This window comes from Pseudonocardia thermophila (genome assembly GCF_900142365.1).
Classification (GTDB): Bacteria; Actinomycetota; Actinomycetes; order Mycobacteriales; family Pseudonocardiaceae; genus Pseudonocardia; species Pseudonocardia thermophila.
In genome coordinates, this window is the sequence record NZ_FRAP01000022.1 from 24,109 (window position 1) to 37,527 (window position 13,419).

At 73.8% G+C, this 13,419-nt stretch carries 14 protein-coding genes; 3 read left to right on the top strand and 11 right to left on the bottom strand.

Going from position 1 to position 13,419, the window contains the following annotated elements:
* Window positions 1–40 precede the first annotated feature (40 nt).
* Window positions 41–682 carry a response regulator gene (locus tag BUE41_RS24385; protein WP_073459659.1) on the top strand — a complete coding sequence of 214 codons (642 nt, stop codon included), beginning with the start codon at window positions 41–43 and terminating at the stop codon, window positions 680–682.
* A 92-nt stretch (window positions 683–774) separates the two neighbouring features.
* Here BUE41_RS24385 and BUE41_RS24390 read toward each other — a convergent pair whose 3' ends face one another.
* The 6 genes from BUE41_RS24390 to BUE41_RS24415 form a co-directional block, all read right to left on the bottom strand.
* Window positions 775–1,356, bottom strand: a complete 582-nt coding sequence (locus BUE41_RS24390; protein ID WP_084755771.1) for a hypothetical protein — start codon at window positions 1,354–1,356, stop codon at window positions 775–777.
* A gap of 300 nt (window positions 1,357–1,656) precedes the next feature.
* Window positions 1,657–2,865, bottom strand: a complete 1,209-nt coding sequence (locus BUE41_RS24395; protein WP_200804093.1) for a sensor histidine kinase — start codon at window positions 2,863–2,865, stop codon at window positions 1,657–1,659.
* A gap of 322 nt (window positions 2,866–3,187) precedes the next feature.
* Window positions 3,188–4,027: an SWIM zinc finger family protein gene (locus BUE41_RS24400; RefSeq protein ID WP_143172330.1), complete on the bottom strand. Its 840-nt coding sequence runs from the start codon at window positions 4,025–4,027 to the stop codon at window positions 3,188–3,190.
* Complete coding sequence (locus BUE41_RS24405) at window positions 4,020–7,115, bottom strand: DEAD/DEAH box helicase (protein WP_073459662.1); 3,096 nt, start codon at window positions 7,113–7,115, stop codon at window positions 4,020–4,022. Before BUE41_RS24405 ends, BUE41_RS24400 begins: the two co-directional genes overlap by 8 nt.
* 95 nt (window positions 7,116–7,210) lie before the next feature.
* The gene (locus tag BUE41_RS24410) at window positions 7,211–7,507 is read right to left on the bottom strand and encodes a GNAT family N-acetyltransferase (RefSeq protein ID WP_073459663.1); all 297 of its coding nucleotides are present in this window, start codon (window positions 7,505–7,507) and stop codon (window positions 7,211–7,213) included.
* A complete protein-coding gene (locus tag BUE41_RS24415; protein WP_073459664.1) occupies window positions 7,507–8,490 on the bottom strand; it encodes a pirin family protein in 984 nt (327 codons plus the stop codon). The genes BUE41_RS24410 and BUE41_RS24415 overlap by 1 nt, the downstream gene beginning before the upstream one ends.
* A 58-nt stretch (window positions 8,491–8,548) precedes the next feature.
* On the opposite strand from BUE41_RS24415, the gene BUE41_RS24420 reads away from it, so the two are divergent.
* Window positions 8,549–9,427: an SMP-30/gluconolactonase/LRE family protein gene (locus tag BUE41_RS24420; RefSeq protein ID WP_073459665.1), complete on the top strand. Its 879-nt coding sequence runs from the start codon at window positions 8,549–8,551 to the stop codon at window positions 9,425–9,427.
* 118 nt (window positions 9,428–9,545) lie between these two features.
* The gene (locus BUE41_RS24425; RefSeq protein ID WP_073459666.1) at window positions 9,546–9,959 is read left to right on the top strand and encodes a TIGR03668 family PPOX class F420-dependent oxidoreductase; all 414 of its coding nucleotides are present in this window, start codon (window positions 9,546–9,548) and stop codon (window positions 9,957–9,959) included.
* A 1-nt stretch (window position 9,960) separates the two neighbouring features.
* Here the strand turns inward: BUE41_RS24425 and BUE41_RS24430 are convergent, their stop codons facing one another.
* From BUE41_RS24430 to BUE41_RS24450, 5 genes are read right to left on the bottom strand one after another with little or no spacing between them, the layout of a single operon-like run.
* On the bottom strand, window positions 9,961–10,719 hold the full coding sequence (locus BUE41_RS24430; protein WP_073459750.1) for an alpha/beta fold hydrolase: 759 nt from the start codon (window positions 10,717–10,719) through the stop codon (window positions 9,961–9,963).
* A gap of 17 nt (window positions 10,720–10,736) precedes the next feature.
* Entirely contained in the window at window positions 10,737–11,108 is a 372-nt protein-coding gene (locus tag BUE41_RS24435; protein ID WP_073459667.1) for an MmcQ/YjbR family DNA-binding protein, read from the bottom strand.
* Entirely contained in the window at window positions 11,105–12,127 is a 1,023-nt protein-coding gene (locus BUE41_RS24440) for a methyltransferase (protein WP_073459668.1), read from the bottom strand. The genes BUE41_RS24435 and BUE41_RS24440 overlap by 4 nt, the downstream gene beginning before the upstream one ends.
* Window positions 12,124–12,510 carry a VOC family protein gene (locus tag BUE41_RS24445; RefSeq protein ID WP_073459669.1) on the bottom strand — a complete coding sequence of 129 codons (387 nt, stop codon included), beginning with the start codon at window positions 12,508–12,510 and terminating at the stop codon, window positions 12,124–12,126. The genes BUE41_RS24440 and BUE41_RS24445 overlap by 4 nt, the downstream gene beginning before the upstream one ends.
* Window positions 12,507–13,397, bottom strand: coding sequence for a helix-turn-helix transcriptional regulator (locus BUE41_RS24450; protein WP_073459670.1), 891 nt, complete (start codon window positions 13,395–13,397; stop codon window positions 12,507–12,509). Before BUE41_RS24450 ends, BUE41_RS24445 begins: the two co-directional genes overlap by 4 nt.
* Between the last annotated feature and the right edge of the window lie 22 nt (window positions 13,398–13,419).

Here is a 13,419-nt window from a genome sequence, read left to right on the forward strand (position 1 = left end):
TCTGCTCCCGGTCGCGGTTCGGCGCGCATATGCTGCCGCCGTGGACCAGGCGAAGGTGCGCGTCGTCGTCGCGGACGACCACCCGTTCTTCCGCGACGGCGTGACCCGTGGGCTGGTCACGAGCGGACGCATCGACGTCGTCGCCGAGGCCGAGAACGGCCGCGAGGCGCTGGAGGCCGTGCGCGAGCACGAGCCGGACGTCGCGCTCGTCGACCACGAGATGCCCGAGATCGACGGCCTCGGCGTCGTGCACGCGGTGGTGCGGGACGGGCTGCCCACGCGGGTGCTGCTGCTGTCCGCGCACACCGAGAGCGCGATCGTGTTCCAGGCGATCGAGGCGGGCGCGGCCGGGTACCTCGCCAAGGACTCCAAGCGCTCGGAGATCGTGCAGGCCGTGCTGGACGTCGCCCGCGGCCGCACCGTCGTGCCGCCCGATCTCGCCGCCGGCCTGGCGGGTGAGATCCGCATGCGGGCCCAGAACAACGGCCCGGTGCTCTCGGAGCGGGAACGCCAGGTGCTGCAGGCGTTCGCCCGTGGTCTGTCGGTGCCGCAGGTGGCGGCGGAGCTGTTCATCGGGGTGAGCACCGTCAAGACCCACACGCAGCGCCTCTACGAGAAGCTCGGGGTGTCCGACCGGGCCGCCGCGGTGGCCGAGGCGATGCGCCGCGGCCTGCTCGAATGACCGGTCTCCTCGAATGACCGGTCTCCTCGGATGATCCCGACACACGCAGATCCCCCTGCGGATGTCCGCAGGGGGATCGGTCGGTGGTGGGCTCAGCGCCGGGATCCGGCGACCGCCCCGGCGACGAGGCTGCCGATGGCCAGGCCGATCACCAGGTGGATGACGGCGGTGGCGGCGGCCAGCGGGAGCGCGGGGATCGTCAGGAACGGCAGCACGGTGGCGGCGGTGGTGGCCAGCCCGACGATCCAGCCGAGGTAGGCCAGCGGCCGCGGCGTCGACACGACCAGCAGGTGCGCCAGGCCGGTGGCGGCGAGCGCGCCGAGGGCGGCCAGGGTGCACAGCAGGATCGTGGTGTGCTCGCCGATGGCCGCGGCGGGCAGGTGCAGCGCGGAAGTGGTGACGGCCTGCACGACCAGCGCGCCGACCAGGCCGATCAGGGCGGCGACGACGGCGGTGGCGATGCCGCCGGTCCACAGCTTGACCGGGTCCAGATCGCCGGGCTCGGGCACGTCCCGGGCGACGTTGTCGATCTCGAAGCGGTTCGGGGCCGGGTAGCGGTACTGGTCGGGGTAGGTGTATTCGCGGACGATCGCGGTGGGCTCGTCCAGCCCGCGGTCGGCGGCGGGGCGGGCGGCGTAGGTGGTCGGGTGCGGGGTGGCGGTGGTGGTGCTCATGGCGTCCTCCTGTGGTGGGCCGGGTCGGTGTTCCCGGGTGCTCCGTGCGTTGAGGGAAGAGTGCTCCGCCGCGCCGCCCGGATCCGTCGGTCGCCCGGCCGGTTCCCCGGGTGACGCTGCTGTCCACCGATCGGTGGACCCGCAGGCCAGGCGGCCCGACCGCGTCGAGAACGACGTCCTGGCGCATTGGAAACGGTTCGAACCGCCACAACGTCGTTCTCGACGTGGAGGATCGCGCGGACGCCCCCATCAGGGAACCGCAGCGGCGGGCGGCCGGCGCCGACCAGCCCGCGACGGGCGTCAGGCCGGACGGGGCACCTCGAGGATCGCGACCGTCCCGCCGGCCGGGCCGCGCTGCACGGTGAGCCGGCCCCCGGCCGCCTCGACGCGCACCGCGTGCGAGGGCAGGCCGATGTGCCCCTCGGCGAGGGAGTGGTCCGCGGCGCCGTCGGGGATGCCGACGCCGCCGTCGGTGACGGTCAAGCGCAGCGGATCGCCCGTGCCGTCGAGCACCACGTCGAGCGTCGAGGCCCGCGCGTGCTTGGCGACGTTCGTGATGAGCTCGCGGGCGGTGCGGTAGACCAGCGCGTCGACGGGGGAGCGCTCGGGCCAGTCGCGGACCTCGACGTTCGCGGTGAAGCCGGCTCGCGATCCCGTCGTGGTCGCGAGATCCTGCAACGCGGCGGCCAGGCCGGCGCGTTCCAGCACGGCGGGATGCAGCTGCGAGACGGTCGACCGCAGCAGCTTCGAGGACGTCGCCAGTGCCTCGTCGAGCCGGTCGAACGCGGCCGGGTCGCCGGTGTCGCGGGCGTCCTCCGCGTCCTGTCTGGCGGCGAGGACGTACTGCAGCGCGCCGTCGTGGAGGCTCTCGGCCAGGTCGCGGCGCTCCCGGGTCTCCAGGTCGGACAGCTCGTCGACGAGCCGGGCGCGGTCGCGCAGCAGGCCGGCGATGGTGGTGACGCGGGAGCGCTGGATGCGGGAGAGCCCGACGCAGCCCGCCCCGACCCCGGCCAGCAGCACGTGCCGCAGCAGCAGCGACGACCACGGCTCGGCGTTCGCCTCCTGGGTGATGACGCCCGCGACGAACGACAACAGCACGGTCGGCCCGACGACCGCGGCGCACACTCCGGGGGCGAGCTGGGTCGCGGCGAGCACGGGGATGAGGCCGAACGCGGCGGCGAGCACCGAACCCGTCCAGCTCTCGGGAGCGAGCAGGTCGGTGAGCAGCGCCAGCGTGGTGAGCACAGCGAGATCGACGAACAGGGCGAGCCAGGCGAACCGCACCGCGGTCGTCCCGCCGCCGCGGAACCACACCGTGAAGGCGACCACCCACACCGCGTAGGCCGCAACGACGATCGCGCAGGCCAGCAGGCCACGGCCGGGCGGCACCGCGAACACGGTCGCGGCGAAGAACAGCAGGAGCAGCGCCCGCAGCACGATCTGCAGCTGAACGCCCCGGCGCGCGTGCTCGAGCACCGTGGCCTGCAGCTGCGGGTCGGCTCTGGTCATGCGCGCATCGTCCTCGATCATGGACGGGCGCGTCATCCGCCCATCAGGGTTGTTGCGCGCGCACAGAGAAGCGTGGCGGTCACCCGACGAGCCCGACGACGAGGCCCGCGACGATGCCGGCTGCGAGCAGCACACCGGCCAGGACGAGAACGACACTGCGGGTGGTCGAGGTCATCGGACTTCTCCCTGCGTGGTGGCACGGGTGTCTCCCCGTACCCACCACCGTCGCGCGATCACCGCGCCCGCGCCGTCGGGCGACCGGCCGATCCGGTGGACGACACCGGTGTCGGTCGATCGGGGGACACCGGGGTCCACCGACCGGTCAGCCGCCCGCGTCGGGCAAGGCTCGGTAGAGCGGCCTGAGCAGCTCCCGCACGTCCTGGTCGTGGACGGTGATCGGGAAGCTCGGTACCTGGTCGAGCAGGGCGTCCGGGCTGGTGCGCGGGCCGGTGAGCGGCGGTCTGCCCAGCCCCGGCGCGTCCCCGGCCGCGTAGAACCGGTCCATCAGCTCATCCAGCGGGGCCCGGCCATCCGCCGGGGCCGACTGCGGGGTGGCGCGACGGCGGCGCAGCTCGTCGAGCAGGTCTTCGCGCTCCCGCCCGCGCAGCAGCAGGATCAGGAACGGATCGGCGTCGAACCGCTCGGCCAGCACGTAGCAGACCGCGGCCAGGTGCTTGCACGGAACCGCCGTGTCGGGGCACGTGCAGTCCATCGCGAGATCCCGGATCGAGGTCGGGAACAGCGCCGAGCCGACCTCGGTGAACAACTCCTCGATCTGGTGCGGAAGCTCCCCGTTGAGCAGGGCCGCCGTGTAGGAGGCGTCGTCGGCGAGGGCCTGCACGATCTGGTTCCACTCCGTCTTGCCGAACGTCGGCAGCCCGATCCGTACCGCGTACGGGCGGGACCGGGTGCCCTGCACCTGCGCGAGGACGCTGCCGGGCGCGATGTCGAATGTGACGATCTGCCCCTGCCGGGCGTAGGTCCGCCCGCGGGCGAGCCGGCCGCCCACCCCGAGCGACTCCAGCACCTGCAGGAAGCGCTGCGACCACCAGGTGCGGGCCACCGGGCCGCGGGTGGCGGTGATCTGGATGCCGTTCTCGACCGGGCGCGGCCGGCTCGGCCGGTCCTCCATCCACCAGGGGCGGCCGTCGCGGTCAGGCATCGTCCGCCCCCTCCCCGTCGTCGACGGCGTCCTCGCCGAGCTCGAACAGCTCGCGCAGGGTGTCGGTGGACAGCTCGGTCAGCCAGTTCTCCCCGTCGCCGACGACCATCCCGGCCAGCGCCTTCTTCTTGGTGATGAGCGCGTCGATGCGTTCTTCGACGGTGCCCTGGCAGACGAACTTGCGCACCTGCACCGACCGCTTCTGCCCGATGCGGAACGCGCGGTCGGTGGCCTGGTTCTCCACCGCCGGGTTCCACCAGCGGTCGAGGTGCATGACGTGGTTGGCGGCGGTGAGGGTGAGCCCGGTGCCGCCCGCCTTCAGCGACAGCAGCATGATCGGCGGCCCGTCGCCGGACTGGAACCGCTGCACCATCTGGTCGCGGCGCGCCTTGGGCACCCCGCCGTGCAGGAACGCGACCTCGGTGTCGAACCGCGCCGACAGGTGCGGCACCAGCATGTGGCCGAACTCGGCGAACTGGGTGAAGCACAGCACCCGGTCGCCCTCCGCGAGGATCTCGGTGAGCAGCTCCTCCAGGCGCACGATCTTGCCGCTGCGCCTGCCGATCGGGGACCCGTCGTGCAGCAGGTGCGCCGGGTGGTTGCAGACCTGCTTGAGCTTGGTCATCGCGGCCAGCACGTTGCCGCGACGCTGGATGCCCTCGGAGTCCTCGATCAGCTCCATCATGTCGTCGACGATCGTGCGGTAGAGCGAGGCCTGCTCCCGGGTCAGTCGGTAGTACTGGGTGATCTCGATCTTCTCCGGCAGGTCGTCGATGATCGACGGATCGGTCTTCACCCGCCGCAGCAGGTACGGCTGGGTGATGCGGCGCAGCAGCCCGGCCGACTCCTGGTCGCCGTGCCGCTCGACGGGGATGGCGAACCGCTTCCGGAACCGCTCGGCGCTGCCCAGCAGGACCGGGTTGAGCACGTCCATGACCGACCACAGCTCGGAGAGCCGGTTCTCCACCGGGGTCCCGGTGAGCGCGACCCGGTGCTCGGCATCGAACCGGCGCACCGCCCGGGACGGCGCGGCGTGCGGGTTCTTGATCGCCTGGGCCTCGTCCAGCACCAGGCGGCGCCAGGCGAACCCGGACAGTTCGTCGGCGTCGCGCGCAGCGGTGCCGTAGGTGGTGATGACGAGATCGGCCCGTTCCAGCTCGGCGGCCAGTTCGTCACCGTGCAGCCGGCCCGTGCCGTGGTGGGCGTAGACGCGCAGATCGGGGGCGAACTTCGCGGCCTCCTGCTGCCAGGTGCCGACCAGCGACATCGGGCAGACGAGGAGCGTGGGCCCGCACGCCCCGGCCGCGCGTTCGGTGGCCTCCAGCGCCAGCAGCTGCACGGTCTTGCCGAGGCCCATGTCGTCGGCCAGGCACGCGCCCAGCCCGAGCGAGGACAGGAACGCCAGCCAGGCCACGCCGCGCTGCTGGTAGGGGCGCAGCACGGCGCGGAACGACGGGGGCGGCTCGACCGGGGTGATCGCCCGGTCGGCCCCCCCGGCCAGGAGGTCACCGATCCATCCCTCCGCTCGCACGTCGACGACCGGCAGCGGCACCTCGCCGGACGCTGTCCACTCCTCGGGCAGCCGGTGGGCCAGGGCGAGCAGCTCGGCGGCGGTCGGCACCGTCGCCTTCGGCCGGTTCGCCTCGCGGCGCAGGAACTCCAGCCCGGCGCGCAGTCGTTCGGGATCGACGCTGACCCACTTGCCGCGCAGCCGCACCAGCGGCGCCTTCGCAGCGACCAGCTCGGCCAGCTCCTCCTCGGACAGCTCCTCGTCGCCGACGGCGAGCGACCAGCGGAACGCGGCCAGCTCCTCCCGGCCGAGGCCGCCGCGGGTGACGACCCGCTCGGTGGGGGTGCTGCGCGCCGACAGCCGCAGCCCGAGCCGGCGCCCGCCGTCCCAGCTGGCCGGCAGCTGCACCCCGAACCCGGCCTCCATCAGCAGCGCCGCGGACGTGGTGAGGAACTCGGCCGCCTCCGCCACGGTGAGGTCGTGGACGCTCGGGCGCGGCTGGCGCAGCGCGGGTGCTAGCCACGGCACCACGACGGCGGCCCGGCCCAGCTCGGCGAGCAGCAGCTCCTGCGGGCCGGCCAGCAGCCGGTCGGCCTGGCCCGACCACACCTGCTCCGCCGGCACCAGCAGGCTCGGGTCCTGCGCGGACTGCAGCAGGAACTGCAGCTGCCACCGGGTGCCGTCGCCGGTCTGGTCGTCGGGATCCGGGCCGGGATCACTGGGATCGTGCAGCGTGGACACCTCAGCGAGCCGCACGCACAGCCGGCCCTCGACCGGTTCGGCGTCGCCGACCTCGTCCCACACGGTGACCGCCTCGGCGAGCGCCGCGAGGTCCCGCGGCGGCAGGTCCAGCCGCGGATCGACCCGCTGCAGGGCGGCGAGCCAGGCCTGCACCGGGCCGCGGCCCGGCGGATCGAGCCGCACCGACGGATCGGCCCGCGCCAGCCGGTCGCGCACCTCGGTGTCGACCAGCGCCTCCAGCGCGTCGGTGAGCAGCTCGCGCGGATCGGCACCGGTGAACGGGCGGCCGGGCAGCGCGGTGCGCTCGGCGCGGCCCGCCGGCGGCAGCGCCTCCACCAGCGCGTCGAAGGCCACCGCATCCAGCCCCTGCACGACCGGCCGCCAGCGCGCCACGGGCCCGTCGGGGCCCGTGCGGACGGTGGGCAGCACCCGCCCGCGGGCGGCGAGATCGGCGGCCAGGTCGGCCAGGGCGCGCAGGTGCGCGACGGTGGCGCCGTAGCGGACGTCCTCCACCGGATCGGCCAGCTCCGCCGGATCGACCAGCAGCGCGGGCACCGACCACGGCCGCAGCTGCGGCGGGGTGCGCACGGGTGGGGCGGGCCGGGATCGGACCAGCTCCGGCGACGCCAGCGGCCCCGATGTGCGCGACGGCAGCATCAGCGTGGCGGTGGCCGGCTTGCCCGGGTGGAGCGCGACGAGCTCCGCGACCGGCACCGCGAACGGGTGCGGGCGTGCGGAGCGCAGCGCCCGGCTCGACGTGGTAGCCGGCCGTTCGCCGTCCTCACCCCACAGCAGCAGGCCCCGGCCGGGGGACCACAGGGCATGGACGACGAGCACGCGCCCAGGCTACGGGCGGGGCCCGACGGAACCGCCGGGCCCCGAACCGTCACTGCTGGCCGGGTCAGTGCTGCTCAGGTGTGCGCTGCTCCAGATCAGTGCTGCTCGGTGAGGTCCTGGTAGTCGGGGTGCTTCTCGATCCAGGACTTCACGTACGGGCAGACCGCCACGACCCGCAGGCCGCGGGCGCGTGCGTCGTCGAGCGCGTGCCGCACGAGCACCCCGGCCAGGCCCTTCCCGGCGTGCGCCGCGTCGATCTCGGTGTGCACGAACGCGATGTGGTCGGGCGCCAGCTGGTAGACGACGAACCCCGCCCGCTCCCCGTCGACGCTGATCTCGTAGCGCGAGCGCTCCGGCGCATCGGCGACGACGGTTCCTGCTGTGGTGGCCATCAGGCGTCTCCTCCCGCGGAGCCGTGCGGCACGCTCGTCGCGGGCACGACGCCGAGCTTGCCCTTCTGGTAGTCGTCGAAGGCCTGCAGCAGCTCGGCCTTCGTGTTCATGACGAACGGGCCGTACCACGCGATCGGCTCGCGGATCGGGGCGCCGCCGAGGATCACGACGTCCATGGCGGACAGCCGCGACTCCTGCTCGGCGTCGGCGGCGACGGTGATCGCGTCGCCCGCTCCGTACAGGACGGCCTGGCCGGTGCGGATCGGCGCGCGCTCGGCGCCGGCGGTCCCGGCGCCGGACAGGACGTAGACCAGGGCGTTGAAGTCGCGCCGCCACGGCAGCCGCAGGCCGGCTCCGGGCGCGAGCGTCGCGTGGATCATCGTGATCGGGGTGAACGTCGTGCCGGGCCCGGTGTGCCCGGCCAGCTCACCGGCGATCAGCCGCAGCAGCACCCCGCCGTCGGGGGAGGAGAGCAGCGCGGACTCGTGGCCGCGCAGGTCCTGGTACTTCGGCGGCAGCCACTTGTGCTCCTGCGGCAGGTTCACCCACAGCTGCAGCCCGTGGAACAGACCACCGCTGGCGACCAGCGCCTCCGGCGGGCGCTCGATGTGCAGCAGGCCGCTGCCCGCAGTCATCCACTGCGTGTCGCCGTCGGTGATCGTGCCGCCGCCGCCGTGGCTGTCCTGGTGCTCGAAGGTGCCGTCGATGATGTAGGTGACGGTCTCGAAGCCGCGGTGCGGATGCCACGGCGTGCCCTTCGGCTCGCCGGGGGCGTACTCGACCTCACCCATCTGGTCCATCATCAGGAACGGGTCGAGGTCGCGCAGGTCGATGCCGGCGAAGGCGCGCCGCACGGGGAAGCCCTCGCCCTCGTACCCGGAAGGGGCGGTGGTCACCGAACGGACGGCGCGCTCGATCGCCGCCTCACCCGGCTCGGGAACTCGGGGGAGCACGGTGATGTCCGGGACGGTCACGGCGGGCATGGAGCCTCCAGATTTGAACTCTCAAGTAATTGCTCCCCGTCAACGCTATTGTCGGGGTATGTCTTCCGAACCCAACGTTGTGCTCGAGGGCTACACGTTCCTGGAGGGTCCCCGTTGGCACGAGGGCCGCATCTGGGTGTCCGACTTCTACACCGGGCAGGTCGTGTCCGCACGTGCTGACGGCTCCGACGTGCGCGTCGAGGCCGAGGTGCCCAACCAGCCGTCCGGCCTCGGCTGGCTGCCCGACGGGCGGCTGCTCGTCGTGTCGATGAAGGACCGCCGCATCCTGCGCAGAGAGGCCGACGGCAGCCTCGTCGTGCACGCCGACCTCGCCGAGTACTGCGGCGGCCACCTCAACGACATGCTCGTCGACCCGCAGGGCCGCGCGTACGCCGGGAACTTCGGTTTCGACCTGATGGCCGGTGCTGATCCCGAGCTCGCCGACCTGGTGCGGGTCGATCCCGACGGCACGGTCACCGTGGCCGCGCGGGACCTGTGGTTCCCCAACGGGATGGTGCTGCTGGGCGACACGCTCGTCGTCAACGAGACGATGGGCAACCGGATCAGCGCGTTCGACGTCGCCGAGGACGGCTCGCTCGGTCCGCGCCGCGACTTCGCGGTGTTCGACGAGCTGCCGCCCGCGGGCACGGACCTGCAGACCCTGCTGTCCCACACCAAGGTGGGCCCGGACGGCGCCGCGGGAGACTCCGAGGGCGGGGTCTGGTTCGCCGACGCGTTCGGGCAGCGCGCCGCCCGCGTGCTCGACGGGAAGATCGTCGACACCGTGGACGTCGGGACCGGCGTCTACGCGTGCGCGCTCGGCGGTGAGGACGGCCGCACTCTGTTCCTCTGCACGGCGCCGAGCTTCGCCGAGCACGAGCGCAAGGCAGCTCGGGAGGCGCAGCTGCTCTCCGTGACGGTCTCGGTGCCCGCCTGAGCCACCCCGTCCCTGCGTCGAGAACGAACATAGGGTGATCAACAAGGCTGTTCGATCACCGCAAGTTCGTTCTCGACGCGTACGGGGACCTTGGGGAAGGAGGTGCGCAGTGCCCGGGATGGATCCGGCGGAGCTGCGCAAGCGGTTCACCGACGCACCGGTGGCGCGGATGGCGACGCTGCGGGCGGACGGCACCCCGCGGCTGGTGCCGGTCACGTTCGCCGTGGTGGGAGAACGGGTCTTCGTGGGGATCGACGACGTGAAACCGAAGTCGGGCCGCCGGCTGGCCCGGCTCGCCGACGTCGACCGCGATCCGCGGGTGGCGCTGCTCGTCGACCGCTACGCCGAGGACTGGTCGCAGCTGTGGTGGGTGCGGGTCGACGGCCGGGCCACCGTCCACGAGGACGGCCCGGTGCTCGCCGGGGCGGCGACCGCGCTGCGCGCCAAGTACCCGCAGTACGCGCGCGCCACCTTCACCGCGGTCGTCGCGGTCGAGCCGACCGCCTGGACGGGCTGGTCGGCACGCGCCTGACTCATCGGCCGTCGAGGCGGGCGACGATCGCGTCCCGGACCCGCTCGCGGTGCTCCAGGTGCGGTGCGTGCCCGCCGCCGAGGATCAGCAGCTCGACGTCCGTGCTCCGGACGGTGTCGCGGATCGCCTCGACGTGCGCGACCGTGCCGTAGCGGTCCTCGGTGCCCTGCACCGCAAGGATCGGGCAGGTGATCGCCGCGATGTCGGGGCGCAGGTCCCAGTCGCGGAACGCCGGGTCCCGCCAGACGTCGCACCAGTTGGCGAAGGTGACGTCGGGATCGCGGTGGTGGCGAGCCATCCTCCGGCGCAGGTCGCCCTCCTCGAACTCGGCGCGGGCCTGCGCGATGCCGGCCAGCCCGACCTCCTCGACGAACACGTGCGGCGCGATCACCACCAATGCCGACACATCGGCGATCGCCGCGTGCAGCAGCGCGATGGACGCCCCGTCGCTGTGCCCGATGAGCGCGGGCCGCTCCAGCCCGAGCGCTTCGCGCAGGGCGGGCACGACCGTGCGCGCCTCCTCGTGCATGAACGTCGTCGTGCGCTTCGCGGGCGGCAGGTCCGACCAGCCGTGCCCGAGCCGCGAGTACGCGACGGTGCGCCGCCCGGTCGCCGCGGCGACGTCCTCGTGGAACCCGCGCCACAGCCCGACCGAGCCGAGGCCTTCGTGCAGGAACAGCAGCGGCGGGAGATCGGGGCGGCCGGGGATGTCGGCGTACTCGACGCGGCCGCCGGGAACCTCGACGGTGGGGAGCTGCACGGTGCGAGCGTAGGCGATCACCGGGCGTCGAGCAGGGCGATCAGCTTCTTCGGCGCGACCTCGCGGTAGGCGTCGGTCACCACCTCGGCGATCTCGGCCCAGTCCAGCTCGCCGGTGCCGAGGGCGTCGAGGTTCACGCCCAGCCATCCGCGGTGCCCGACGTAGGGCGGGCGGAAGTACACCTGCGGTCGGGCTGCGACCAGCGCCTCCTGTGCGCCTGGCGGCGCCGCGCACCAGAACGCGGTCCGCGGGTCGCCGTGGTGGTGGTCGGAGTACACGACGAACGCCTTGCGCACGAACCACGTGGGCTCGCCGTGGCTGATCTTCTCCGTCGTCTCCGGCAGCGCGAGGCACAGCTCGCGCAGCCGGGGCAGCGGATCGGGGCTCACGCCGGGACCGCCCGCAGCACCCTGTACGAGCTGGGCGGCGGCAGCGGCCGCTCGTCGGTGAGGACGAGCCCGGCCGCGGCCAGCAGCTCGGCGAACTCCGCCGACGTGCGTTCCCGGCCACCCGTGCAGACGAGCATGTTCAGATCGCTCATCAGCGTCACGTACGCATCGGGCAGCGCGGCCGGATCGGCGGGCAGCGTCGGCTCCACGACGAACAGCCTCCCGCGCTCGGGCATCGCGGCCCGCACCGACCGCAGCACGGCGACCGCGCGCTCGTCCGGCCAGTCGTGCAGAACGCTCTTGAGCACGTGCGCGTCGGCCGCTGGGACCGCCTCGAACACGTCCCCGGTGACGATCTCCGCCCCGGGCGGGAGCACACGGGCGGCGTCGCCGATGCCGTCGGGCAGGTCGAACAGGATCCCGTGCAGCCCCGGATGCGCGGCGAGGAACGCCGCCAGCAGGGTGCCGTTCCCGCCGCCGACGTCCACGAGGGTGCGGACGCCGTCGAGATCGCAGGCGGCGGCCACGTCGGCGGCCACCATGCGGGTGCCCTCGGCCATCGCCTCGGTGAACACCGCGCGCAACAGCGGATCGGCGGCGATCGCGTCGAACGTCGACGAGCCGGTGATCCGCGGCAGCGCGGGGTCGCCGCCGCGGACGCTCGCGGGCAGCTCGCCCCAGGCCCGCCAGGTGGCGTCCCCGCAGAACAGCTGCGCGAGCCCGCCCAGCCCGCCGGGCGAGCCGGGGCGCAGCAGCTCCCCGTCCGCGGTGAGTGCGAAGCGACCGGCGCCGTCGCGGGTGGCGAGCCGCAGCCCCACCATCGCGGTCAGCAGCCGGTGCGTGGCACCCGGATCGGTGTCGGCGAGCCGGGCCAGCTCGGCGGCGGTGCGCGGCTCGACCATCAGCTCGGGCAGGCCCAGCGCGGCTGCCGTGCGCAGCACCTGGGCCGGGAAGAACCCCCACAGCATCCCGAGGACCCGGTTGCGGTCCCCGGTGCGGTTCTGCGTGGTCGCGGTCATGACGGGCGATAGGTGCCGACGGACCAGACGTTGCCCTCGGGATCGGCCACGGCGAACTCGCGCGACCCGTAGGGCTGGTCGACCGGTTCCTGGACCACGGTCGCCCCTGCCGCGACGGCGCGCTCGTAGAGCGGATCGACCGCGGTGCCGGGGGTGACGGCCAGGTAGAGGACGGCCTTGCCGGTGTCGAACGGCGAGTCGCCGGTGCGCGTGCCGAGCATGACGACGCCCTCGTCGTCGCCGGATCCCCAGGCCAGCTCCGCGTGGGCGATCGCGCCGTCGTCGCCGGTCGTCACGGACTTCTCGGTGAACCCCAGCGCGGAGACCAGGAACTCGATCGCCGCCTCGGGGTCGTCGTAGCGCAGGGCGGGATGGATGCTCATGCCGGCGACCGTAGGTCCGCGGCGGCGACCTGGCTTGAAGGAATGGGAACGGCGGCCTGCCACTCCGCGACGTACGCGGTCGGGGGCACCCCGGCGAGCGCGCGGAACTCGCGGGTGAGGTGGGCGTGGTCGGCGTAGCCGCAGCGGGCGGCGACGTCGGCGATCGAGCGGTCGGTCCGATCGGCGCGGTCGGCCGGACCGGCGGTGAGCGCCGGCACGAGCAGCCGTACCGCGCGTTCGAACCGCACCACCCGCGCCGCGGCCTTCGGGGCGAGCCCGACCTGTGCGCGGAACCGGGTCAGCAGGTGGCGGCGGCTCCACCCGGTGCCGTCGGCGAGCTCCGCGACTCCGGCCGCGCCGCCGGTGCGCTGCAGCCGCTGCCACGCCCAGCGCACCTCGGGATCGGGCAGGCGCGGTGCGGCGGCGAGCAGCCCGAGCAGGGCCGCGTCGACCCGGGCGAACCGCTGCGGCCAGCCGGGGTCCTCCGCGAGCCGCTCCGGCAGACGGGCCAGCTCCGGCACGGCCAGCTCGTCGAGGGCCGGGGCGCGGTTGACCAGCTCGTCCATCGGCCGGCCCAGCAGCGTGTACCCGCCCAGCGGGGTGAGATCGACCTGCACACCGCGCTGCAGGCCCACGAACTCGGTGAGCACCACCGCGTCGTGCAGCCCCGCGAGGAACGAGCCGGGCGCGCTCGGCCCGGCCGGGCCGAGCATCCGCAGCGGCGGCCCGAACGAAATGATCAACGTGAGCGCGCCGACCGGCGCCTGGCGGCGGCGCACCGGCGTCGTGGAGTGCTCGACGTACCCGACGTAGCGGCGGACCAGCCCGGCCAGTGCCGGGTGCGGGCGCGCGTCGACGTACTCAGCCCGGTACTCGGCCCGCTCCATCGACCCAGGATGACACCGCTGC

What these genes read in the sequence shown, in the direction of transcription:
- BUE41_RS24390 (WP_084755771.1), bottom strand. Translation starts at nt 1,356, where the DNA reads ATGAGCACCACCACCGCCACCCCGCACCCGACCACCTACGCCGCCCGC.
- BUE41_RS24395 (WP_200804093.1), bottom strand. Translation starts at nt 2,865, where the DNA reads ATGACCAGAGCCGACCCGCAGCTGCAGGCCACGGTGCTCGAGCACGCG.
- BUE41_RS24400 (WP_143172330.1), bottom strand. Translation starts at nt 4,027, where the DNA reads ATGCCTGACCGCGACGGCCGCCCCTGGTGGATGGAGGACCGGCCGAGC.
- BUE41_RS24410 (WP_073459663.1), bottom strand. Translation starts at nt 7,507, where the DNA reads ATGGCCACCACAGCAGGAACCGTCGTCGCCGATGCGCCGGAGCGCTCG.
- BUE41_RS24415 (WP_073459664.1), bottom strand. Translation starts at nt 8,490, where the DNA reads ATGCCCGCCGTGACCGTCCCGGACATCACCGTGCTCCCCCGAGTTCCC.
- BUE41_RS24420 (WP_073459665.1), top strand. Translation starts at nt 8,549, where the DNA reads ATGTCTTCCGAACCCAACGTTGTGCTCGAGGGCTACACGTTCCTGGAG.
- BUE41_RS24425 (WP_073459666.1), top strand. Translation starts at nt 9,546, where the DNA reads ATGGATCCGGCGGAGCTGCGCAAGCGGTTCACCGACGCACCGGTGGCG.
- BUE41_RS24440 (WP_073459668.1), bottom strand. Translation starts at nt 12,127, where the DNA reads ATGACCGCGACCACGCAGAACCGCACCGGGGACCGCAACCGGGTCCTC.
- BUE41_RS24445 (WP_073459669.1), bottom strand. Translation starts at nt 12,510, where the DNA reads ATGAGCATCCATCCCGCCCTGCGCTACGACGACCCCGAGGCGGCGATC.
- BUE41_RS24450 (WP_073459670.1), bottom strand. Translation starts at nt 13,397, where the DNA reads ATGGAGCGGGCCGAGTACCGGGCTGAGTACGTCGACGCGCGCCCGCAC.